Source organism: Bradyrhizobium sp. WSM4874, from assembly GCF_055811835.1.
This window is the reverse complement of sequence record NZ_JBVVPR010000043.1, coordinates 1-21,449: the sequence shown is the minus strand read 5'-3', so window position 1 is coordinate 21,449 and position 21,449 is coordinate 1. Positions and strand designations below refer to the sequence as shown.

Sequence of the window (21,449 nt, the reverse complement as noted above, 5' to 3'; positions counted from 1 at the left end):
TCCTAAAACTGTTCGCCCACTTGGGTCCCTCTTTTTGTGGGCTTGTTTTTCGGGGGGGGGGGGGGGGGTTGTACCGCCCGGCGCTTCTTGGGCGCCGGGTCTGCCCCCCGCCCCACGGCTGAATTCGGGACGACAGAGGAGATTCGAAACTACGCCGCCGCGATCCTGCGGAAGCCGTTCCACATCGCGGTCGCGGCGCCCGAGGTCAGCACCGGCAGAATCCGCGTGTCCTGGTAATTGCCGTTGAGCGAGACCCGTGGCAGCGCGGTCATGTGGCAGGCGTTTTCGGCGAACAGCATGCCGGGCCGCGTCGTCACCGCGGTTTTGAAGCCGGCCGATGCAGCGAGCACGAATTCGCGCTCACCCGCCGCCTCGCGATCGCCATAGGGATAGGCAAGATGCCGGACGTTGCGGCCGAGCGCCTGCTCGATTCGCGCGCGGCTCACGGCCATCTCCTGCGTGGCGATCTCTTCGCTTTGCTTGGCGAGATTGCAATGGCTGATGGAATGCGCGCCGATCGTGACAAGGGGATCGGCGGCAAATGTCTTCACCTCGTCCCAGGACAGGCAGAGGCTGCGGCACAGCGCGGCCATATCGACGCCGTACTTCGTGCAGAGCGCCTCGATCTCGCGCTTGAGATCGTGCTCGCCGGGCAGTGCGCGCAACCAGTCGTGCAGGCGGTCGAACGCCACCTGCTTGGCGGCTGGCGTCGTGGCATCGAGCCGCAGCGCGGCATTACCGATTGTCACCTCGATCTGCTCGGCCTTGGCGATCACGGCCTCCAGCGCCTCCCACCACAGCCGACCCGTGCCCTCCGCGAAATCGCTGGCGACATAGACCGCCAGAGGCGCGTCAAATTCGCGCAGAACCGGCAGCGCAAAATCGAGATTGTCGCGATAGCCATCGTCGAGCGTGAAGGCGGCGAAGCGCCGGTCGAACCGGCGCCGCACCAGCCGCTCATGCAGCTCGTCCATGCTGACGATGTCGATCTCGCGCGAGCGCAGATGGCACAGTGTCGCGCGCAGAAATTCGGGGGTGACTTCGAGATGCCTGTTCGGCTGGAACGCCGCGTCGCGGGCCGGCCGCACGTGATGCAGCATGAAAATGGCGCCGACGCCCGACAAAAGCGGGCGCAACAGGTGGTGGGCGCCGCTGAAATAGAGTGCTTCCAGCCCGGCGCGGATGACGTTGTTACGAAGTTGTTTCATGACCCGCTGGCGGACTTTGGCATTCCGTCTTCAACTTACGGAAGAACCCTTGAAGAAAAAGTTATTCCAATTGTCCACGCCCGGCCTTCGGAAGGGCGTCATTTCCGGTTTGACAGCCCGCCAAGGGTTTGTTTTGTCTCCGGTTCCAGAGTTCGGGTCGTCGAATGCAGAAGCTTTTCAGGTGGGCCAGCAAATGGTGGCCAGGGCTGATTCCCCTGGCCGTCATGTGGGGATTTGCGGCCTGGAATAATACTTCGCCGGTCGAGGCGGACCTTTCCGCCCGCAGCTCGGCGGCGCTAAAGGATACCGTTCTGGACAAGACCCGGATCGCAGTGGACGGCCGGGACGTCAGCCTGGCTGCGGACGCGTTTTCCGAGGAGGGTCGCCGCGACGCTGTGATGGCTGTCGAGACCGTGCCCGGCGTGCGCCTGGTCGACGACCGGACCCGCCTCGTTCCCGAGGCAAAGCCCTTCGTCTGGAACGCCGAACGGGACGTGGTGCGGGTGACGCTGTCGGGCTCCGCGCCCCTGCCGTCGATGAAGGGCCGCCTGACCGAGGCGGCCCGCAAGGAGGTCGGCGGCACCGAGGTGGCTGATCAGATGGGTTTGGCGCGCGGCGCGCCGCCGCGGTTCGAGGCGGCTGCGATGCTGCTGCTCGACCAGATCGGCAAGCTCAAGGACGGCAAGATCACGATCACGGACACCAAGGTCACTCTGTCGGGGATGGCGCGCGATCTCGGCGGCCGCGAAGCGGTCGTAGCTGCGCTGAAAAACCTGCCCGAGGGCTTTTCGATCGCCGCCAACGACGTCAAGGCGCCGCCTTACGTCTTCCAGGCCTACAAGGATCCGGTGGCCGCGACGGTGACGCTGACCGGCTATGTTCCCGACAACAACGTCCACGCGGCCATCGCCACCAGCGCGTCGCGGAAATTCTTCAACGAAAAGGTCGTCGACAATCTCAAGGCCAGCGTCGGCGCGCCCGGCTCCTTCAGCCCCGCCGTGGTCGCAGCGCTCGGCGCGCTGTCGCGCCTGTCGACCGGCACGCTGGTCGTGTCCGACCGCGAGGTGAAGCTGTCGGGCGATGCGCTCTATGAAGGTGCCGCCAACGACATCCGCGCAGGCCTCGGCAAGGATTTCCCGAAGAACTGGCAGTACAAGCCGGAAATCACGGTGAAACCCGCGGCCGGCCCGGTCGACGGCACCGTGTGCCAGCAATTGTTCTCGGAGCTCTTGGCCAAGGCCAAGATTCGCTTCGCGGCGAAGCGCGCCGACATCGATCCGGATTCCGCCGGCATTCTCGATCATCTGATCGAGACGGCACTGCGATGCCCCACCACCAATATCGAGGTCGCCGGGCATACCGATGCCGACGGCGAGGATTCCTTCAACCAGGCACTCTCGGAGAAGCGCGCGCAGGCGGTGATCGACTACCTGGTCAAAGCCGGCCTGCCTGCCAGTCGCTTCACCGCTGTCGGCTACGGCAGCACGCAGCCGGTCGCCACCAATGACAGCGAAGACGCCAAGGCGCAGAACCGCCGCATCGAATTTCTGGTGAGGTGACGATGCCCTATCTCGTCTCGTTCCATCTGGGCTGGCTGATAGGCTCGCTGCTGCTCGGCTTCTGCATGGGCTGGATCTCGGTGGTCCAACGCGGCAACGGCACCTCGAAGGTGACCGCGCGCTGGCTCGCCGTGCTTGCTGCCGGCCTGGTCGCGGCCTCGTTCGCGCATGTGGTCCCCGGCCGCTTCGGCTACTGGCTCGACCTCGGCCTGATCATGTTCGCCTGCTATCTCGTCGGCGGCGCCATCGGCGCCTGGCTGCGCGACCGGGTGGTTGCGCGCAGCATGCCGCCGGCCTGAGCGGCTGAGCTGAGGGGCAAACGCGCGCCCTCTATCGCGCTCTTCACTTGCGCCGCCATCAGATTGCCAGCGCGCAGAAGTGGCGCTTGACATTAATACGTACGTACGTATTATTAAGTTATGCCAAAGCCATCGCTCAAAGACGCCATCATCGACGCCGGCCTCAATGTCATGTTCCGCACAGGCTATCACGGCACCAGCGTGCGCGATGTAACCACCGCCGCCGGCGCGCCGCAGGGGTCCTTCACCAACCATTTCCGCTCCAAGGAGGCGTTCGCCTCCGAGGTGCTCGACCGCTATTTCGACCTCACCAGGGGCTTGGTCGCGGAGGCATTGCAGGATGTTTCGCTGAGCCCCCGCGCGCGGCTCAAGCGCTACCTCGACATCATCACGGGCAGGCTGGAAGCCGACGGCTTTGGTCGCGGCTGCCTGATCGGCGATCTCAGTCTGGAAGCGACCGGCAGCAGCGAGATGCTGCGCGTGCGCCTCGCCGACATCTTTGCCGAATGGCGCGTGCCGTTCGCCGCCTGCATCGCCGAGGCGCAGACCCGCGGCGAGATCGCATCCGATTTCGAGCCTGAGGAGCTCGCCGACTTCCTGCTCGCGTCCTGGCAGGGCGCGATCCTGCGCATGAAGGTCGACCGCAATCCGAAAGCGCTCGAACGTTTCAAGACTATCGCATTCCAAACCGTGTTCAAGGAGCTGACATGACCAAGCAGATCGAGATCAAGATTCGCAAAGCGTCCGTCCTCGGAAGCAGCATGGCTTATCGTGAGACGGGCGCGCAGAACGCGCCGGTCGCGCTCTTCCTGCACGGCAATCCGACTTCCTCGCACATCTGGCGCAACATCATGCCCTTGGTGTCACCGGTCGCGCATTGCCTCGCGCCCGACAACGTCGGCTTCGGTCAGTCCGACAAGCCCGACATCGCCTACCGCTTCTTTGACCACGTCCGCTATCTCGATGCCTTCATCGAACAGCGCGGTATCACGTCGGCCTATCTGGTCGCGCAGGATTGGGGCACGGCGCTCGCATTTCATCTCGCCGCGCGCCGGCCGGATTTCGTGCGCGGCGTCGCCTTCATGGAGTTCATCCGTCCGATGCCGACCTGGCAGGACTTCCACTACACCGAGGTTGCCGCAGAGCAGGAGCATGCCGAGGCTGCACGGGCGGCCTTCCGCAAATTCAGGACGCCGGGCGAGGGCGAGGCGATGATCCTCGAGGCGAATGCTTTCGTCGAGCGCGTGCTGCCGGGCGGCATCGTCCGCAAGCTCAGCGACGACGAGATGGCGCCCTATCGCGCGCCGTTCCCGACACCGGAGAGCCGCCGGCCCGTTCTTGCGCTTCCGCGCGAACTGCCGATCGCAGGCGAGCCTGTTGACGTCTATGACGCGCTCCAATCCGCGCATGCGGCGCTGGCTGCGTCGTCCTATCCAAAACTCTTGTTCACGGCCGAACCTGGAGCTCTGGTCGCGCCGGAATTTGCCGAACGGTTTGCAGCCTCCCTGAAGCACTGCGCGCTGGTTCGTCTCGGCGCCGGCCTGCATTTCCTCCAGGAGGATCACCCCGAGGCGATCGGGCGCTCCGTGGCCGGCTGGATCGCGGGGATCGAGGCGGTGCGCCCGCAGCTTGCGGCCTGAGCAGATCGCTACCTCCGAACGACATGCTCATCGCGGCCGCTGGCGGGCGGCCGCGATGACGTCTGTGATGTCGCAGTGCAACCGGATGGATCGGGTGCAAGCCGTCGGCCACGCAATCGTGCGGGCCGTAGCGGCCTCGCGCCGCGCCGCCCCTCTTTCAACAGGGGAATCCGGCCCATAGATTGACGTCGGCTTAAGTCGTGACGGAACATTGTGCGGTCGAAATCATCAAAACTTCATGGCCACTGCGCAGGATTGCCATGGAGATTCGCGTCAGTCTTGCCGCCGAAAGCGCCAAACCGTGCATCAGGAGCCCGCAACCCTGCCTAAAATATTGAAGGCACGAGTTTTTGTTCGAATTGCCGAATTCCACTCCGCCCGGAAACGCGCTAGTGGAGGGATAGTAGGTATGCGCGATGCCGGGACCCGCAGCGAGGGTTCGTCGGGTGCCTGCGTGTCGTTCGCCTGTTCGCCGGCCACCCTGGCCGCTGAAGCGTTGTTCGAGGTTTAGATGCTGGAAGCCATACGCAGGGCGATGTCGTTTCTGCGCCAGAAGCAAATCCTGCATAAGCTTGGAGTTGTGATCAGCGTCGCGGTCATCGGCATCGCTTGCTATGTGCTCTACCACATGCTGCGCGGCATCGATGTCAACGAAGTCCTCGAAGCGATCAAGAGCACCGAGCCGAGCCAGATTGCGATGGCGGCGCTGTTCGTCGCGGCGGGCTATTTCACACTGACCTTCTACGACCTGTTCGCCGTGCGCGCGATCGGCCACGCCCACGTGCCCTATCGGATCAACGCGCTCGCCGCCTTCACCAGCTATTCGATCGGCCACAATGTCGGCGCCAGCGTCTTCACCGGCGGCGCGGTGCGCTACCGCATCTATTCCGCCTATGGCCTGAACGCGATCGACGTCGCAAAAATCTGCTTCCTCGCCGGCCTGACCTTCTGGCTCGGCAATGCCGCGGTGCTAGGCCTCGGCATCTCCTATCATCCGGAGGCCGCGGCCTCGATAGACCAGCTTCCGGCCTGGCTGAACCGGACGCTGGCGATGATGATTATCGTCGGCCTGGTGGCTTACGTGGTGTGGGTCTGGACCCAGCCGCGAATGGTCGGCCGCGGGCCCTGGACTGTGATGCTGCCGGGCGGTCCGCTGACGTTGCTCCAGATCGCGATCGGCATCATCGATCTCGGCTTCTGCGCGCTCGCGATGTACGTGCTGGTCCCGGACGAGCCCAATCTCGGCTTCGTGGTGGTCGCGGTGATCTTCGTCTCGGCCACGCTGCTCGGCTTTGCCAGCCATTCGCCCGGGGGCCTTGGCGTGTTCGACGCGGCCATGCTGGTCGGTCTCTGGCAGATGGACCGCGAGGAGCTGCTGGGCGGGATGCTGCTGTTCCGCGTCCTCTATTATCTGTCCCCTTTCGTCATATCTGTAATCTTGCTGACGTTTCGCGAAGTTATCATCGGCGCACGATCGAAACGCCTGCAGCAGGCCGCGCTCAAGCTTGACCCCGGCCCCGCGCCTGAAGCCGCTTACGTGAGAAAGCGCAGCGACAGCGGCGCCTGACCGGCGCAAGATCCTTTTGGAGAAGCCCGCCCCGATGGCGATCGACGCCCCATCTTCTCCCTCCTCCCAGCCCTGGTCCGACCGGCTGCGGCACTCGACCGTCATCCTGATCGCCGCGGCGCTGGCGCTGTCGGTGGTGGTCTCGCTGGGCGAATTGCTGGCGCTGCATGCGATTGCTGTGTTCCTCTGCATCGCGGCCGCGGCGCTGATCCCGTGGCGCCTGCACGATACCGCCGCCTCCCGCGAAGAGACCCGCCGCGTCAACCCGGTCGAGAGCGCGGCGGTGGCCGCGGTGGTCGCCGGCATGCCCGATCCCGCGGTGCTGCTCGACCGCGCCGGCCGCGTCATCCATCTCAACGCCGCGGCCGCCCAGCTCGCGCCGGCGCTGCGCCGGAATGAGCTCGCCCAGTTCGCGCTGCGTTCGCCCGAGATCATCACGGCGCTGCGCGAGTCGATCGCGACCACCGAGTCGCGGCGCGCGACCTATCTCGACCATGTCCCGGTCGATCGCTGGATGGAGCTGACCATCACGCCGGTGCCGGTGCCCACCACCTTCGGCGGCGCCGACAAATGCATGCTGATGACCTTCCACGACCAGACGCCGCTGCGCCGGGTCGAGGAGATGCGGGCCGATTTCGTCGCCAATGCCAGCCACGAGTTGCGCACGCCGCTGGCCGCGCTGTCCGGCTTCATCGACACGCTCCAGGGCCAGGCCAAGGACGATCCCAAGGCGCGCGAGCGCTTCCTCGGCATCATGCACAACCAGGCGACCCGTATGGCACGCCTGATCGACGATCTGCTGTCGCTGTCGCGGGTGGAGCTGTCGGCCCATGTGCGGCCCGACACCCTGGTCGACCTGCTGCCGATCATCTTGCAGGTCGCCGATGGGCTCGAGCCGCTGGCGCGGGAGCGCCAGGTCGAGGTCGAGACCCAGCTCCCTGAGAGCCCGGTGCTGATCGCGGGGGACCGCGAGGAGCTGCTCCGCCTGTTCGAGAATTTGATCGAGAACGCGCTCAAATACGGCGCCTCGGGTGGTCGCGTCATCGTGTCGCTGATATCAGGCGCCGCCCCTGATGGAACTCAGGAAATCCGGGTCCTGGTCCGGGATTTCGGCCCCGGCATCGCGCCGGAGCATCTGCCGCGCCTGACCGAGCGCTTCTACCGGGTCGATGTCGGCGACAGCCGCTCGCAGGGCGGCACGGGCCTCGGATTATCGCTGGTGAAACATATTCTTAACCGCCATCGCGGCCGGCTTCTGATCGAAAGCGTGCCCAAACAGGGCGCCATTTTCACCGCCTGTTTTCCCCAGGGCAAGCCCGCGGCTCTGAGCTAAATTCCAGCAATTTCAGCTGCTTAACGCTGTCATCCGACTGTCACCAAACCTTCGTAAAAGCTCAGCTGTCCGCTCCTAAAGGGGCGGCACGGGGAGCGCGATCGGGCGCGGATGGCGCTTCGCTCCCCTGTATGGAGACCAGCATGAATTTCCTCAAAACACTCGTCGCTGCTGGCATGGTAGCCGCATCGACGACGGCGGCCTTTGCTGCCGATATCACCGGAGCCGGCGCGACGTTCCCGTTCCCGATCTATTCCAAATGGGCCGACGCCTACAAGAAGGAGACCGGCAACGGTCTGAATTACCAGTCGATCGGCTCCGGCGGCGGTATCAAGCAGATCCAGGCCAAGACCGTGACCTTCGGCGCCAGCGACGCGCCGCTCAAGGCCGAGCAGCTCGAGAAGGACGGTCTCGTCCAGTGGCCGATGGTGATGGGTGCCATCGTTCCCGTCGTCAACATCGAGGGCGTGAAGCCCGGTGAGATGGTGTTCGACGGCGAGACGCTGGCCAGCATCTATCTCGGCAAGATCACCAAATGGGACGACGCCGCGATCAAGAAGCTGAACCCGAACGTGAAGCTGCCCTCGGAGGCCATCACCGTGGTCCGCCGGTCGGACGGCTCGGGCACCACCTTCAACTTCACCAACTACCTCGCCAAGGCCAGCGCGGACTGGAAGAGCAAGGTCGGTGAAGGTACCGCCGTCGAATGGCCGGTCGGCGTCGGCGCCAAGGGTAACGAAGGCGTGTCCGGCAACATCAGCCAGACCAAGAACTCGATCGGCTACGTCGAGTACGCCTATGCCAAGCAGAACAAGCTGACCTACACCGGTCTCGTCAACAAGGCCGGCAAGCCGGTGCAGCCCACCGTCGAAGCCTTCCAGGCGGCCGCCTCCAACGCCGACTGGGCCAAGGCTCCCGGCTACTACGTCATCCTGACCGACCAGCCCGGCGAGAAGTCCTGGCCGATCACGGCGGCGACCTTCATCCTCATGCACAAGGACGCCACCGACAAGGCGGCCTCGCAGGAAGCGATCAAGTTCTTCCGCTGGGCTTTCAAGAGCGGCAGCAAGGCGGCTGAAGAGCTCGACTACATCCCGATGCCGGACCCGGTGGTTCAGCTGATCGAGAAGACCTGGGCTGCCGAAATCAAGAGCTAGTCTCGCGACGCTCGTGCCCCGGATGCGCTGCGCCGCATCCGGGGCACGGACCAACAAAAAACGTATACTATTTGGAACAGGGGATCGGCGTGGCAGAGATGGCCGTTCAGAGCGATGTAATCGACGACGCCGGACCGTATGATCGCGCCAAGGCCTTGAGCGCGTTCAAGCTCGGCGACGTCACCTTCTACTGGATCACGCGGCTCTCCGCGATCTCGGTGCTTCTGATCCTCGGCGGCATCATCATTTCGCTGATCGTCGGCGCCTTCCCGGCGATGAAGGAATTCGGGGTCTCGTTCCTGTGGACGCAGCGCTGGGCGCCATCCGCCGATCCGCCGGTGCTCGGCGCGCTCGGGCCGATGTACGGCACGCTCGTCACCTCCTTCATCGCGATGCTGATCGCCATTCCCGTGGGTCTCGGCATTGCCATCTTCCTTACCGAGCTCTGCCCGCAATGGCTGCGCCGCCCGATCGGCATGGCGATCGAGCTGCTCGCCGGCATCCCTTCGATCATCTACGGCATGTGGGGCTTCTTCGTGCTGGGCCCATTCCTGGCCAATACGTTCCAGCCCTTCATGATCAAGATCTTCGACGGCGTGCCCGTGCTGGGCGCGATCTTCGCGGGACCGCCGTCCTATCTCAGCCTGTTCAATGCCGCGCTGATCCTCGCCATCATGGTGCTGCCCTTCATCACCTCGATCTCGGTCGACGTGTTCAAGACGGTGCCGCCGGTCCTGAAGGAAGCCGCCTACGGCGTCGGCTGCACCACCTGGGAAGTCGTCCGCAGCGTGGTGATCCCCTACACCCGCGTCGGCGTCATCGGCGGCGTCATGCTGGCGCTGGGCCGCGCGCTCGGCGAGACCATGGCGGTGACCTTCATCATCGGCAACTCGTTCCGGATCTCGTCGTCGATCTTCGCCCCCGGCACCACGATATCGGCGGCGATCGCATCCGAGTTCGCGGAGAGCGACGGCCTGCACCAGTCCGGCCTGATCCTGCTCGGCCTGCTGCTGTTCGTACTGACGTTCTTCGTGCTCGCAGCGGCGCGGCTGATGCTGATGCGGCTGGAAAAGAAGGCGGGGAACTAGCGCCATGAACCCGATCTATTCAAGTCGCCGTCGCAAGGACATCGTCGTCCGCGGGCTCTGCATCGCCGCAACCGCCTTCGGCGTCACCTGGCTCGCGCTGATCCTGATCACGCTGCTCTACAACGGAGTGGCGGGACTCAATGTCCAGCTGTTCACCGAGAACACGCCGCCACCGGGATCGAACGAGGGCGGTCTGCTCAACGCCATCGTCGGCTCGCTGATCATGACCGTGATCGGCGTCGGCATCGGCGCGCCGCTTGGCATGTTCGCCGGCACTTATCTTGCCGAATACGGCCGCAATGACCGGCTGACTTCGGTGATCCGCTTCATCAACGACATCCTGCTCTCGGCGCCCTCGATCATCATCGGCCTGTTCATCTACGGCGCGGTGGTGGTGCCGATGCGCGGCTTCTCGGCGATCGCAGGCTCGCTCGCGCTCGCGGTCATCGTGATCCCGGTGGTGCTGCGCACGACCGAGGACATGCTGCTGCTGGTGCCGAACGCGTTGCGTGAGGCGGCCTCGGCGCTCGGCCTACCGCGTTCGCTGGTGATCAAGCGGATCGCTTATCGTGCTGCCCGATCGGGTCTCATCACGGGCGTGCTGCTCGCGACCGCCCGCGTCGCCGGTGAGACCGCGCCGCTGCTGTTCACCGCGCTGTCGAACCAGTTCTTCAGCCTCGGCCTGAACAAGACGATGGCGAACCTGCCGGTCACCATCAACAACTTCGTGCAGAGCCCCTATGTCTACTGGAAGCAGTTGGCCTGGAGCGGGGCGCTGCTCATCACCCTGACCGTTCTTGCCCTTAATATTGGCGCGCGCATCCTTGGCGCCGAGAGGACCGCAAAATGAGTGATCTTTCCGTATCGATGAGCGCGGCCGGTGGGCTGCCCCACGCGCCGGTGCTGCCGGAGGCGCCGCCCAAGGTGACCGTACGCAACCTGAATTTCTATTACGGCGAGCACCACGCGCTGAAGAACATCAACCTGACGCTCGGCGCCAACCGCGTCACGGCGTTCATCGGTCCGTCGGGCTGCGGCAAGTCGACCCTGCTGCGCATCTTCAACCGGATGTACGACCTCTATCCCGGCCAGCGCGCCACCGGTCAGCTCATGCTCGATCAGACCAACATCCTGGACGGCAAGCTGGACCTCAATTTGCTGCGCGCCCGCGTCGGTATGGTGTTCCAGAAGCCGACGCCGTTCCCGATGACGATCTACGAGAACATCGCGTTCGGCATCCGTCTCTATGAGAAGATCTCGAAGTCCGAGATGGACGGCCGCGTCGAAAAGGCGCTGCGCGGCGGCGCGCTGTGGAACGAGGTCAAGGACAAGCTCAACGCCTCCGGCCTGTCGCTCTCCGGCGGCCAGCAGCAGCGCCTCTGCATCGCCCGCACCGTCGCGGTGAGGCCCGAGGTGATCTTGTTCGACGAACCCTGCTCGGCGCTCGACCCGATCTCGACCGCCAAGGTCGAGGAGCTGATCCAGGAGCTATCCGAGGATTACACGATCGCGATCGTCACTCACAACATGCAGCAGGCGGCGCGCGTCTCCGACAAGACTGCCTTCATGTATCTCGGCGAGCTGATCGAGTTCGACGACACCAGCAAGATCTTCACGTCGCCGACCGACCGGCGCACGCAGGATTACATCACCGGCCGGTTCGGCTAGGAGACGCGACATGGGTTCTGAACATACCGCAAAGGCCTTCGATACCGACCTCCAGGAACTCACCCGCCTGGTCGCCGAGATGGGTGGCATCGCCGAGCGCATGATCGTCGAGTCCGTCGACGCGCTGATCCGCCGCGACGTCCCGCTCGGCCAGCGCGTCGTCGCCATCGACACCGAGCTCGACGCGCTGCAGAAGCGCATCGAGGAGCGTGCGGTGCTCACCATCGCCCGCCGTCAGCCGATGGCGGTCGATTTGCGCGAGATCGTCGGCGCCATGCGCGTCGCGACCGATCTCGAGCGCATCGGCGACCTCGCCAAGAACATGGGCAAGCGCGTCGCGGCGCTGGAGACGGACTTCCATCCGCTCAAGCTGTTCCGCGGCCTCGAGCACATGACCGACCTTGTGCAGCAGCAGGTCAAGTCGGTGCTGGACGCCTATGCCGCGCATGATCTGCCGGCGGCGATGGCGGTGTGGAAGGGCGACGAGGAAGTCGACGCCATCTGCACCTCGCTGTTCCGCGAGCTCCTCACCTACATGATGGAGGATCCGCGCAACATCTCGTTCTGTATTCACCTGATGTTCTGCGCCAAGAACATCGAGCGGATCGGCGACCACGCCACCAACATCGCCGAGACCGTGTTCTACATGATCGAGGGCCAGGCGATCACCGACAAGCGGCCGAAGGGCGACATGACGACCTTCGCCAACACGGTACCGAACACCTGAAGACTTAAGGAGCGACGACCCGATGGGCGCACGCATTATGGTGGTTGAGGACGAGGAAGCTCTGACCGAGCTTCTCCGCTACAACCTCGAAGGCGATGGCTATGACGTCGAGACGGTGATGCGCGGCGACGACGCCGACACCCGCCTCAAGGAGCACATCCCCGATCTGATCGTGCTCGACTGGATGCTGCCGGGCCTGTCGGGCATCGAATTGTGCCGGCGGCTTCGCACCCGTCCCGAGACCAAGCAGCTCCCGATCATCATGCTCACCGCGCGGGGCGAGGAGAGCGAGCGGGTGCGGGGTCTTGCGACCGGCGCCGACGATTACATCGTCAAGCCGTTCTCGGTGCCGGAGCTGCTCGCGCGCGTGAAGGGCCTGCTGCGGCGCGCGAGTCCCGAGCGGCTCGCCACCGTGCTTGCTTTTGGCGACATCGAGCTCGACCGCGACAAGCGCCGCGTCGCGCGCTCGGGCCGGCCGATCGATCTCGGTCCGACCGAATATCGCCTGCTGGAGTTCTTCCTGGAGCATCCGGGGCGGGTGTTCTCGCGCGAGCAACTGCTCGACAGCGTCTGGGGCCGCGACATCTATATCGACGAGCGTACGGTCGACGTGCATATCGGCCGCCTGCGCAAGCTGCTCAATCTCGGCCGCGAGCAGGACCCGATCCGCACCGTCCGCGGCGCCGGTTACGCGCTGGATGATCGGTTTGCCAAGGCGGAGCAGGTGTAGGAGATTTTGCGGTGTGATGTTGGCAGGTGATCTAGCGCGCTGCCGCCAAAATCTCCTATGTCGTCCCGGCGAAGGCCGGGATCCATAACCACAGGGCGCGGTTTGGCGAAGACTTGGAGTTACCCTTTCGCACAACAACTACGTGCTCGGAGTATGGGTCCCGGCCTTCGCCGGGACGACATTCATTATTTTTGAGCCGTCATCGCGTCACGGCTCGATCCTGAAATCGAAACTGACTTACCGCGGACCCGGCTTCACCGGTGCGCGCCGCCGATCCGACGCCGGCTGGTACGCAACGCGCGAGTGCTGGGCGCAATAGGGCAGGCCGGACAGCGCCCGGCCACCGCAGAAGAAGAAGTCCGGGCTCGAGGGATCGCCGACCGGCCAGTGGCAGGTCGCCTCGTTCAATTCCAGCAGCGACAGCCGCTGGCTCATCGGCACCACGTTGTCGTAGGTGACCGGATCCGGCTCAGCCTCGACCTCGAAGGCCTGCGCCAGCGCGGTGTTGCCGCGCGAGATCGGGCGGCTCACCCGCATCATGTGCTGCGCGGGGCGCGCCTTGCGCGGCCGGGGCGCTGCCGATGATGGGCTCTTGGCGCGGCCCGAAAGGCCGAGCCTGTGCACTTTGCCGATCACGGCATTGCGGGTCACATTGCCGAGCTCCGCCGCGATCTGGCTGGCCGAAAGTCCGGCCTCCCAGAGCTTTTTCAGCTGCTCGACGCGATCATCGGACCAGGTCAAAACCGTCATTGCACCCTTTCCCTCGCTGCGCGCCAGCCATCCTGGGGCCTCGCAGCGAATGCCTAAGCCTTCAAAAACCCGTGCCGCCAGAATCCCTTAAGGCTCGCCGGGCGTGACTAGAACGCCCGAACGTTTACGCCGGTACATAAGGACTTAGAGATCAGAACCACTGCACGAGATGTCGTATCTGACAATCCAAACGCTACAATATGGCGTGACTCCCGCGCAAGAGTCCGCCGACTCGCTTCCACATGTTCCGTGGCTAAATCCCGCAAAATCGGCACCGCAAGACTACGGATTCAGCGTTTCGCGAGGCTTTCCGGGCGGCATTGACACCGGTTTCACCGGGCCTAAGATAGTCGTGCGTGCCGCCCTCAAGAGGCGGCACGTTTCGTTTTCCGGGCCGGTCGATGGTGCGTTGCGCAATGCACGCACACCGTCCGCAACATTCAAGTGATCGTCATGACTAACAGCGTAGCGCCGCATTTGCTCCCCGTTTTCGCCAGGTCCGACCTCGGTTTCGAGCGTGGCGAAGGCTGCTGGCTGATCGCGACCAATGGCGAGCGCTATCTCGATTTCACCTCCGGGGTGGCGGTGAATGCGCTCGGTCATGCCCATCCGGCGCTGGTCGCGGCGTTGCAGGAGCAGGCCACGAAGCTCTGGCACATGTCGAACCTGTTCCAGAGCCCGGACGGTGAAAAGCTCGCCGCGCGCCTATGCAATGAAAGTTTTGCGGACTTCGTGTTCTTCTGCAATTCCGGCGCCGAGGCGCTGGAAGGTGTGATCAAGCTGGTCCGCCATCATCACTTCTCCAACGGGCATCCGGAGCGCTATCGCATCATCACTTTCGAAGGCGCCTTCCACGGCCGCACGCTGGCGACGCTGGCGGCGACGGGATCTGCCAAATATCTCGAAGGTTTCGGCCCTCCGATGGAGGGCTTCGACCAGGTTGCGCATGGCGATATCGAGGCCGTGAAAAAGGCGATCGGTCCGCACACCGCCGGCATCCTGATCGAGCCGATCCAGGGCGAGGGCGGCGTGCGTTCGGCAACGCCCGCCTTCCTCAGGGCGTTGCGCCAGCTCTGCGACGACAAGGGCCTGCTGCTCGCCTTCGACGAGGTGCAGACCGGCATGGGCCGCACCGGCGATCTGTTCGCGCATCGTCGCACCGGCGTCACCCCCGACGTGATGTCGCTGGCTAAGGCGCTCGGCGGCGGCTTCCCGATCGGCGCGGTGCTCGCGACTGCGGACGCGGCTGCCGGCATGGGGCCCGGCTCTCACGGCTCGACCTTCGGCGGCAATCCGCTCGCGATCGCGGCGGCAAACGCCGTGCTCGACGTCATGCTCAAGCCCGGCTTCTTCGACCACGTGCAGAGGATGTCGCTGCTGCTCAAGCAGAAGCTCGCCTCCGTGATCGACCGTCATGGCGATGTCGTCAGCGAAGTGCGCGGCGAGGGCCTCCTGATCGGCATCAAGGCCGTGGTGCCTTCAGGCGATCTCGTTGCCGCCTTGCGCGCCGAAAAGCTGCTCACCGTCGGCGCCGGCGACAATGTCGTGCGTTTCCTGCCTCCTTTGATCGTCACCGAAGCCGAGATCGAGGACAGCGTCGGGCGGCTCGAGCGCGCCTGCACGGCGTTGTCCGGCAACAAGCGGGCGGCAAGCTGATGAACAAGTCGCCCGACAAAACACCCAAGAAAACACCGAAGCACTTCCTCGATATCAACGAGCTGCCGCTGTCGGAGCTCAAGCGCATGCTGGCCGCGTCCACCGCGATGAAGGCGAAGCAGAAGGCGCATCAGCCGGTCAGGCCGCTCGAAGGCAAGACGCTGGCGATGATCTTCGAGCGCCCCTCGACGCGGACGCGGGTCTCTTTCGATGTCGCCATGCGCCAGCTCGGCGGCGAGCCCATCATGCTCACCGGCGCCGAGATGCAGCTCGGCCGCGGCGAGACCATCGCCGACACCGCGCGCGTGCTGTCGCGCTATGTCGATGCCATCATGATCCGCATCCTTAACCACGATGCCCTGCTGGAGCTTGCGGCGAACGCCACCGTACCCGTCATCAACGGCCTGACGCGGCGCTCGCATCCCTGCCAGGTGATGGCCGACCTCATGACGTATGAGGAACATCGCGGCCCGATCGAGGGCAGGACCGTGGCCTGGACCGGCGACGACAACAACGTGCTGGCGTCCTGGGCGCACGCCGCCGAGCGCTTCAAGTTCCAGCTCAATGTCGCGACGCCGCCGGAGCTCGCGCCGAAAAAGGCGATGCGCGACTTCATCAAGGCGACCGGCGCGCCGATCATGCTCGGTACGGATGCCGAAGCCGCCGTGCGCGGCGCCGATTGTGTCGTAACCGATACCTGGGTGTCGATGGGCGACAAGGAAGGCGAGCACCGCCATAACGTGCTCAAGCCCTATCAGGTCAATGCGCAGCTGATGTCGCTGGCCAAGCCCGATGCGCTGTTCATGCACTGCCTGCCCGCCCATCGCGGCGAGGAAGTCACCGACGAGGTGATCGACGGTCCGCAATCCGTCGTGTTCGACGAGGCCGAAAACCGCCTGCACGCACAGAAGGGCATTCTGGCCTGGTGCTTCGACGCGGTGAAGTAACGCGGGCGATGAAGCAGGTTTGGATCGTCGTCCTGGCGAAAGCCAGGACCCATTACCACCGGCCTTGGTTTGGCTAAGATTGGCAATTGCCATCCCGTGCCACGACTCCTCCCTGGGGTAATGGGTCCTGGCTTTCGCCAGGACGACACTGAGTGTGCCGCGCTTGTTTGCGATCCAATCGTTGCCTGGAACACTCAGCCCCGCCCCCCTTCCAATTCCGCCTTCCGACCCCAGATAGAGCGCCATGGTTTCCCAATCCCCTGACATGAAAACCGGGCCCGAAGGCCCGGTTCGCGCGCCATCGGCGGTTCCGATCGATGACGCCGTCCTGCCCTACGAGGTCGACGCGCTCGACGTGCGCGGTCGCCTGGTGCGGCTTGGTCCGGCGCTCGACGAGATCCTGACCAAGCACGATTATCCGGCGCCGGTCGGCAAGCTGCTCGGCGAGGCCATCGTGCTGACCACGCTGCTCGGCTCGTCGCTGAAATTCGAGGGCCGCTTCATCCTCCAGGCCCAGACCGACGGTCCGGTGTCGTTCCTGGTCGTGGACTATCAGGCGCCGGATCGCCTGCGCGCCTATGCCCGCTACGACGCTACGCGCCTCGGCGATGCAAAAGATTCCGGCGCGCTGCTGGGCCACGGTCATCTCGCCATGACCATCGACCAGGGCCCCGACATGAGCCGCTACCAGGGCCTGGTCGCGCTCGACGGCGGCAGCCTGGAAGACGCCGCTCACGAATATTTCCTGCGCTCCGAGCAGATCCCGACCCGCGTCCGCCTCGCCGTCGGCGAGGAGTGGCGATCGAACGACGGCGGCAAGCATCGCTGGCGCGCTGGCGGCATGCTGATGCAGTTCCTGCCGAAGGCGCCCGAGCGCGCGCGGCAGGCCGATCTGCATCCCGGCGATGCGCCCGAAGGCGTCGAAGTGCATGCCGTCGCTGAAGACGATGCCTGGGTCGAGGCGCGCTCGCTGATCGAAACCGTCGAAGACGTCGAGCTGATCGATCCCGAGCTCTCCGGCGAGCGGCTGCTCTACCGCCTGTTTCACGAACGCGGCGTGCGCGTGTTCAATCCGCTGCCCTTGAAGGCGCAATGCTCCTGCTCGCGCGATGCGGTCGCATCGATGCTGAAGAGCTTTTCGTCCGACGACCGTGCCGCGATGGTCAAGGACGACAAGGTCGTCGTCACCTGTGAGTTCTGCAGCTCGGTGTACGAGTTCACACCGGATGAAGCGGGCGTGGAGGACGCGTAGGCTGCCTCCTCCGTCATTGCGAGCGCAGCGAGGCAATCCAGGATCCCTCCGAGGAAAGACTCTGGATTGCTTCGCTGCGTTCGCAATGACGAGGTTCGGGGAAGCCGCGTGCCAGGCGCTCGTACACCGTTACGACACCGCGCTAATTCAACACCCGCTTGTTGTCCGGGCTGTCCAGCGAGAACGTCGGCACGTCGATCTCGAAGCGCTCGCCGGTTGCGCTGACCATCTGGTAGCGGCCGGTCATGAAGCCCGAGGCGGTCGTGAGCGGTACGCCGGAGGTGTATTCGAAGCGTTCGCCGGGGGCGAGCGTCGGCTGCTCGCCGACCACGCCCTCGCCCTTCACCTCCTGCTGCCGCCCGGTGGCGTCGGTGATGATCCAGTGCCGCGTCTTGAGCTGCACGGTCTCCTCGCCGGAATTGGTGATGACGATGGTGTAGGCCCAGAAATAACGGGAGCGGTCGGCCGACGACTGCTCCGGAACAAAGTTCGGCTCGACGGTCACTTCGATCTGGCGGGTCACGGCGCGGTACATGATTGCCATCATACCGAAATCCGCCCGGGAACCAAACGCCGGAGGCGGCTTTAGCGACATCGTCCCGCCAGAATTCGCAGGGAAGTACACGTCCAAATGTACTTGCAAATGTATTTGCATGTGATCCGGTCGCTTTGCGAGATGACGGCCGGACCGGTACACTCCTTGCCACATCGCGATTTGCGGAAGGGTTTTTAGGCCCCCGATGACCATTGCCGACCAAGTGACGGGATCGACGATCGCGGGAACTGCTAAGCCTGTGGAGGCCAAGTCCGCGGGGGCAAAGCGGCGCGCCGCCGCGCCGGCCATTTCGCTGCCCGCCATCGGCGAGCGCGAGCTCCGGCTCGACCTGTTCCGCGGCCTCGCGCTGTGGCTGATCTTCATCGACCATTTGCCGCCGAGCCTTCTGACCTGGTTCACGATTCGCAATTATGGCTTCAGCGACGCCACCGAGATCTTCATCTTCATCTCCGGCTATACCGCCGCCTTCGTCTACGGTCGGGCGATGCTGGAGTCCGGCATCGTCGTCGCCACCGCGCGCATCCTGCGGCGCGTCTGGCAGATCTATGTCGCCCACGTCTTCCTGTTCACGATCTTCCTCGCCGAAATCTCCTACGTCGCGACCAGGTTCGAGAACCCGCTCTACACCGAAGAGATGGGCATCATGGATTTCCTCAAGCAGCCCGACGTCACGATCGTGCAGGCGCTGCTGCTGCGCTTCCGTCCCGTCAACATGGACGTGCTGCCGCTCTACATCGTGCTGATGCTGGCGCTGCCCTTGATCCTGTGGCTGATGAAATGGCGCCCCGATGTGACGCTCGGTCTCTCCGTCGCGCTCTACGCGGTGACCTGGGAATACGACCTCTATCTGTCGGCCTATCCGAACGGCTTCTGGGCCTTCAATCCCTTCGCCTGGCAATTGCTGTTCGTGTTCGGGGCATGGTGCGCGCTCGGGGGCGCGCGCCGGATGTCCCGCATTCTGGCTTCGCGGGTGACGATGTGGATCGCGATCGCCTATCTGGTCGCGGCATTCTACGTGACGCTGACCTGGTATGTGCCGCAGCTCTCGCACTTCATGCCGAAGCGGCTCGAGCAGTGGATGTATCCGATCGACAAGGCCGACCTCGACGTGCTGCGCTTCACGCATTTCCTGGCCCTGGCCGCGCTCACCGTGCGCGTCCTGCCGCGGGACTGGCCGGGCCTGAAATCGCCCTGGCTGCGGCCGCTGATCCTGTGCGGCTCGCATTCCCTGGAGATATTCTGTCTCGGCGTCTTCCTCGCCTTTGCCGGCCATTTCATCCTGGCCGAGGTCTCGGGCGGCCCGGTCATGCATGCGCTAATTAGTCTCTCCGGAATCCTGATCATGTGGGCCATGGCCTGGCTGATTTCGTGGTACAAGCGGGTGGCTGATAAGAGCGGTTCGAAAACCAAAAGCGCCGTCGGCAGCGCCGATATGGCGGGAGGGGGCTGATGAAGGCGAAGGTTTTCCTGAGCCTGATCCTGCTGTGCGGTGGTCTCGCCGCGCCTCCGGCGCGCGCGGGCGATGCTGCGTCTGCTGCTTCAGCCGCGCCTGCAGCCTGTGAATTGCCATCTTATCTGCTCAGCAGCGAAAGCCAGCTTCCCAAGGTCGCCGATGCCATCAAGGCCGGCAAGCCGCTCGAAATCCTGGTCATCGGCAGCCGTTCGACCACGATTCCGGCTTCCGAGGACGCCTCTTATCCCGCGCGGATGCAAGCTATACTGAAGGACAAGCTGCCGCCGTCCGAGGCGGTGCACGTCTCCGTAGAAATACAGAGCAAGAAAACGGCGGAGGAGGCGGCCGCCAGTTTCGTTAAGCTGATGGAAGCAAAAGCGCCTACTTTGGTCATCTGGCAGACCGGGACCGTGGATGCTATCCGAGCCATTGATCCCGACGATTTTCGTGGCGCGGTGACCGAAGGGGTTGTTGCGTTGCAAAAGGCAGGGGCTGACGTCGTCTTGATGAATTTGCAGTACAGTCCGCGTACCGAAACCATGATCTCGGCGCCGCCATACCTCGACAATATGCGGGTGGTGGCGCAGGAGCACGATATTCCGCTGTTCGATCGTTTTGCGATCATGCGGCAGTGGAATGACCAGGGGCAGTTCGACCTGTTCAGCCCGTCGCGCGGGCCTGAGCTGGCGAAACAGGTCCATGATTGCCTTGGCCGGGCGTTGGCACAGTTCGTGATCGACGCTGCCCATCTGGAGCCGGCCCAGCAGCAAAATTGAGGTCTAGCGTTAATGAGTTCTCTCCGCCCTTTTTGCCTGACGGCATGGCTGGCTGTGCCCGCAGCAGCCGTGCTGCTGTTGCTGAGTCCGGCCCCGCAGTCGCACGCGCAGACGCAGGCCGCGCAGGCAACGCCGGCCCCGCAGCAGTCGGCTAATCCGGCTCCCGCTTCGCCGTCCCAGACCACCGTCGCAGCGACGTCCCCCGATCAGCGTGGCATTACGGCGCGCGCCATCGACAAGGTGAAGCAGGTCGCGAAATCCGCCGGCGACATTTTCAGCCGCGTCCCCTGCCTGTCGCCGAAGGGCGGCTCGAAGGCAATGGGCTCGCTGCCGCATGTCGCGGGCAAGCTCGTCGCCGGCCAGCCCGTCGTCATCGTCGCATTCGGCTCGTCGTCGACCGCGGGATTCGGCGCGAGCTCGCCTGAGTTCAACTATCCCAATCGCCTTGCCGCACAGCTGCACCGGCACTATCCGACCGCGGACATCACCGTCGTCAATGCCGGCGTCGGCGGCGAGGACGCGCCCGAGATGATGAAGCGCCTCCAGAAAGAGGTGATCGATGTGCATCCGGATCTGGTGATCTGGCAGGTCGGCACCAACGCCGTGCTGCGCAATCTCGATCCCGGCGAGACCGCCAAGCTCGTCGAGGACGGCATCGCCAGCATCCAGGCTGCCGGCGGCACCGACGTCGTGCTGGTCGATCCGCAATATTCGCCCGCCGTCAACCAGCGCGCGGACAGCGCCGGCAAGATGGTGAAGCTGCTCGGCAAGGTCGCCGAGCTCCGTCACGTCGGCATCTTCCCGCGCTTCGAGGTGATGCGCGACTGGCACGAGAAGCAATCGATTCCGGTCGAGAGCTTCGTGATCGCCGACGGCCTGCACATGAACGATTGGGGCTATGCCTGCTTCGCCCAGCTCCTCGGCGACGACATCATCCGCTCCGTCGGCCAGATCAAGCTCGGCGTCAACGTGCCCGGGGACGTCCGGACCTATCGGCCGATGTGACTTGTCGTCCCGGCGAAGGCCGGGACCCATAACCACAGGAAGCAGTTTGGCGAAGACCCAGAGTTAAGGGGCGCGGTA

General features: G+C 64.5%; 21 protein-coding genes. 18 read left to right on the top strand and 3 right to left on the bottom strand.

From position 1 onward, the window contains the following. Positions 1-149 precede the first annotated feature (149 nt). On the bottom strand, positions 150-1,208 hold the full coding sequence (locus AC0L3P_RS31660) for a polysaccharide deacetylase family protein (RefSeq protein WP_473308059.1): 1,059 nt from the start codon (positions 1,206-1,208) through the stop codon (positions 150-152). Positions 1,209-1,372: 164 nt separating this feature from the next. Here AC0L3P_RS31660 and AC0L3P_RS31655 point away from each other — a divergent pair, with 164 nt between their 5' ends. The 12 genes from AC0L3P_RS31655 (at position 1,373) to phoB (ending at position 12,976) form a co-directional block, all read left to right on the top strand. Beyond that, positions 1,373-2,767 (top strand): OmpA family protein, encoded by a 1,395-nt coding sequence (locus tag AC0L3P_RS31655; RefSeq protein WP_473308055.1) that lies wholly within the window; start codon positions 1,373-1,375, stop codon positions 2,765-2,767. Between the two features lie 2 nt (positions 2,768-2,769). Beyond that, positions 2,770-3,066 (top strand): hypothetical protein, encoded by a 297-nt coding sequence (locus AC0L3P_RS31650; protein ID WP_275168455.1) that lies wholly within the window; start codon positions 2,770-2,772, stop codon positions 3,064-3,066. 120 nt (positions 3,067-3,186) lie between these two features. Then, positions 3,187-3,777: a TetR/AcrR family transcriptional regulator gene (locus AC0L3P_RS31645; RefSeq protein ID WP_473308052.1), complete on the top strand. Its 591-nt coding sequence runs from the start codon at positions 3,187-3,189 to the stop codon at positions 3,775-3,777. Further along, positions 3,774-4,706, top strand: a complete 933-nt coding sequence (locus AC0L3P_RS31640; protein WP_473308049.1) for a haloalkane dehalogenase — start codon at positions 3,774-3,776, stop codon at positions 4,704-4,706. The genes AC0L3P_RS31645 and AC0L3P_RS31640 overlap by 4 nt, the downstream gene beginning before the upstream one ends. A gap of 511 nt (positions 4,707-5,217) precedes the next feature. Further along, positions 5,218-6,273: a lysylphosphatidylglycerol synthase domain-containing protein gene (locus tag AC0L3P_RS31635; protein ID WP_275168452.1), complete on the top strand. Its 1,056-nt coding sequence runs from the start codon at positions 5,218-5,220 to the stop codon at positions 6,271-6,273. A gap of 34 nt (positions 6,274-6,307) precedes the next feature. Then, entirely contained in the window at positions 6,308-7,606 is a 1,299-nt protein-coding gene (locus AC0L3P_RS31630) for an ATP-binding protein (protein ID WP_473308046.1), read from the top strand. A 143-nt stretch (positions 7,607-7,749) separates the two neighbouring features. Beyond that, positions 7,750-8,763: a phosphate ABC transporter substrate-binding protein PstS gene (gene pstS, locus AC0L3P_RS31625; RefSeq protein WP_354254593.1), complete on the top strand. Its 1,014-nt coding sequence runs from the start codon at positions 7,750-7,752 to the stop codon at positions 8,761-8,763. Between the two features lie 98 nt (positions 8,764-8,861). After that, positions 8,862-9,851 carry a phosphate ABC transporter permease subunit PstC gene (pstC, locus tag AC0L3P_RS31620; protein ID WP_007615692.1) on the top strand — a complete coding sequence of 330 codons (990 nt, stop codon included), beginning with the start codon at positions 8,862-8,864 and terminating at the stop codon, positions 9,849-9,851. A 4-nt stretch (positions 9,852-9,855) separates the two neighbouring features. After that, entirely contained in the window at positions 9,856-10,701 is an 846-nt protein-coding gene (pstA, locus tag AC0L3P_RS31615; protein ID WP_275168449.1) for a phosphate ABC transporter permease PstA, read from the top strand. Next, positions 10,698-11,519 carry a phosphate ABC transporter ATP-binding protein PstB gene (gene pstB / locus AC0L3P_RS31610; protein ID WP_007597875.1) on the top strand — a complete coding sequence of 274 codons (822 nt, stop codon included), beginning with the start codon at positions 10,698-10,700 and terminating at the stop codon, positions 11,517-11,519. The genes pstA and pstB overlap by 4 nt, the downstream gene beginning before the upstream one ends. A gap of 10 nt (positions 11,520-11,529) precedes the next feature. Next, positions 11,530-12,246 carry a phosphate signaling complex protein PhoU gene (phoU, locus tag AC0L3P_RS31605; protein WP_018456067.1) on the top strand — a complete coding sequence of 239 codons (717 nt, stop codon included), beginning with the start codon at positions 11,530-11,532 and terminating at the stop codon, positions 12,244-12,246. A gap of 22 nt (positions 12,247-12,268) precedes the next feature. Further along, a complete protein-coding gene (phoB, locus tag AC0L3P_RS31600) occupies positions 12,269-12,976 on the top strand; it encodes a phosphate regulon transcriptional regulator PhoB (RefSeq protein ID WP_007597871.1) in 708 nt (235 codons plus the stop codon). A gap of 237 nt (positions 12,977-13,213) precedes the next feature. On the opposite strand, the gene AC0L3P_RS31595 is transcribed toward phoB, so the two are convergent. Beyond that, complete coding sequence (locus AC0L3P_RS31595) at positions 13,214-13,726, bottom strand: GcrA family cell cycle regulator (RefSeq protein ID WP_007597869.1); 513 nt, start codon at positions 13,724-13,726, stop codon at positions 13,214-13,216. A gap of 453 nt (positions 13,727-14,179) precedes the next feature. Here AC0L3P_RS31595 and AC0L3P_RS31590 point away from each other — a divergent pair, with 453 nt between their 5' ends. The 3 genes from AC0L3P_RS31590 (at position 14,180) to AC0L3P_RS31580 (ending at position 17,581) form a co-directional block, all read left to right on the top strand. Next, positions 14,180-15,382 (top strand): acetylornithine transaminase, encoded by a 1,203-nt coding sequence (locus tag AC0L3P_RS31590; protein ID WP_473308043.1) that lies wholly within the window; start codon positions 14,180-14,182, stop codon positions 15,380-15,382. Next, positions 15,382-16,329 (top strand): ornithine carbamoyltransferase, encoded by a 948-nt coding sequence (argF, locus tag AC0L3P_RS31585; RefSeq protein WP_275168447.1) that lies wholly within the window; start codon positions 15,382-15,384, stop codon positions 16,327-16,329. Before AC0L3P_RS31590 ends, argF begins: the two co-directional genes overlap by 1 nt. A 244-nt stretch (positions 16,330-16,573) precedes the next feature. After that, a complete protein-coding gene (locus AC0L3P_RS31580; RefSeq protein WP_354063960.1) occupies positions 16,574-17,581 on the top strand; it encodes an Hsp33 family molecular chaperone in 1,008 nt (335 codons plus the stop codon). A gap of 142 nt (positions 17,582-17,723) precedes the next feature. Here the strand turns inward: AC0L3P_RS31580 and apaG are convergent, their stop codons facing one another. Further along, positions 17,724-18,116 carry a Co2+/Mg2+ efflux protein ApaG gene (gene apaG, locus AC0L3P_RS31575; protein ID WP_473308134.1) on the bottom strand — a complete coding sequence of 131 codons (393 nt, stop codon included), beginning with the start codon at positions 18,114-18,116 and terminating at the stop codon, positions 17,724-17,726. A gap of 205 nt (positions 18,117-18,321) precedes the next feature. Between apaG and AC0L3P_RS31570 the strand changes: the two genes are divergently transcribed. The 3 genes from AC0L3P_RS31570 to AC0L3P_RS31560 are packed head-to-tail and all read left to right on the top strand — an operon-like array spanning position 18,322 to position 21,371. Next, positions 18,322-19,587, top strand: coding sequence for an OpgC domain-containing protein (locus tag AC0L3P_RS31570; RefSeq protein WP_275168445.1), 1,266 nt, complete (start codon positions 18,322-18,324; stop codon positions 19,585-19,587). Further along, positions 19,587-20,366: an SGNH/GDSL hydrolase family protein gene (locus AC0L3P_RS31565; protein WP_275168444.1), complete on the top strand. Its 780-nt coding sequence runs from the start codon at positions 19,587-19,589 to the stop codon at positions 20,364-20,366. Before AC0L3P_RS31570 ends, AC0L3P_RS31565 begins: the two co-directional genes overlap by 1 nt. 12 nt (positions 20,367-20,378) lie before the next feature. Then, positions 20,379-21,371, top strand: a complete 993-nt coding sequence (locus AC0L3P_RS31560; RefSeq protein ID WP_473308038.1) for an SGNH/GDSL hydrolase family protein — start codon at positions 20,379-20,381, stop codon at positions 21,369-21,371. Positions 21,372-21,449: the final 78 nt, after the last annotated feature.

Bases quoted from the DNA above. Each gene is read 5' to 3' on its own strand.
- AC0L3P_RS31650 (WP_275168455.1), top strand. From the start codon at position 2,770: ATGCCCTATCTCGTCTCGTTCCATCTGGGCTGGCTGATAGGCTCGCTG.
- AC0L3P_RS31565 (WP_275168444.1), top strand. From the start codon at position 19,587: ATGAAGGCGAAGGTTTTCCTGAGCCTGATCCTGCTGTGCGGTGGTCTC.
- apaG (WP_473308134.1), bottom strand. From the start codon at position 18,116: ATGTACCGCGCCGTGACCCGCCAGATCGAAGTGACCGTCGAGCCGAAC.
- AC0L3P_RS31570 (WP_275168445.1), top strand. From the start codon at position 18,322: ATGACCATTGCCGACCAAGTGACGGGATCGACGATCGCGGGAACTGCT.
- argF (WP_275168447.1), top strand. From the start codon at position 15,382: ATGAACAAGTCGCCCGACAAAACACCCAAGAAAACACCGAAGCACTTC.
- AC0L3P_RS31660 (WP_473308059.1), bottom strand. From the start codon at position 1,208: ATGAAACAACTTCGTAACAACGTCATCCGCGCCGGGCTGGAAGCACTC.
- AC0L3P_RS31655 (WP_473308055.1), top strand. From the start codon at position 1,373: ATGCAGAAGCTTTTCAGGTGGGCCAGCAAATGGTGGCCAGGGCTGATT.
- phoU (WP_018456067.1), top strand. From the start codon at position 11,530: ATGGGTTCTGAACATACCGCAAAGGCCTTCGATACCGACCTCCAGGAA.
- AC0L3P_RS31645 (WP_473308052.1), top strand. From the start codon at position 3,187: ATGCCAAAGCCATCGCTCAAAGACGCCATCATCGACGCCGGCCTCAAT.
- AC0L3P_RS31630 (WP_473308046.1), top strand. From the start codon at position 6,308: ATGGCGATCGACGCCCCATCTTCTCCCTCCTCCCAGCCCTGGTCCGAC.
- AC0L3P_RS31560 (WP_473308038.1), top strand. From the start codon at position 20,379: ATGAGTTCTCTCCGCCCTTTTTGCCTGACGGCATGGCTGGCTGTGCCC.
- AC0L3P_RS31640 (WP_473308049.1), top strand. From the start codon at position 3,774: ATGACCAAGCAGATCGAGATCAAGATTCGCAAAGCGTCCGTCCTCGGA.
- AC0L3P_RS31580 (WP_354063960.1), top strand. From the start codon at position 16,574: ATGGTTTCCCAATCCCCTGACATGAAAACCGGGCCCGAAGGCCCGGTT.
- AC0L3P_RS31595 (WP_007597869.1), bottom strand. From the start codon at position 13,726: ATGACGGTTTTGACCTGGTCCGATGATCGCGTCGAGCAGCTGAAAAAG.
- pstB (WP_007597875.1), top strand. From the start codon at position 10,698: ATGAGTGATCTTTCCGTATCGATGAGCGCGGCCGGTGGGCTGCCCCAC.
- pstA (WP_275168449.1), top strand. From the start codon at position 9,856: ATGAACCCGATCTATTCAAGTCGCCGTCGCAAGGACATCGTCGTCCGC.
- pstC (WP_007615692.1), top strand. From the start codon at position 8,862: ATGGCCGTTCAGAGCGATGTAATCGACGACGCCGGACCGTATGATCGC.
- AC0L3P_RS31590 (WP_473308043.1), top strand. From the start codon at position 14,180: ATGACTAACAGCGTAGCGCCGCATTTGCTCCCCGTTTTCGCCAGGTCC.
- phoB (WP_007597871.1), top strand. From the start codon at position 12,269: ATGGGCGCACGCATTATGGTGGTTGAGGACGAGGAAGCTCTGACCGAG.
- AC0L3P_RS31635 (WP_275168452.1), top strand. From the start codon at position 5,218: ATGCTGGAAGCCATACGCAGGGCGATGTCGTTTCTGCGCCAGAAGCAA.
- pstS (WP_354254593.1), top strand. From the start codon at position 7,750: ATGAATTTCCTCAAAACACTCGTCGCTGCTGGCATGGTAGCCGCATCG.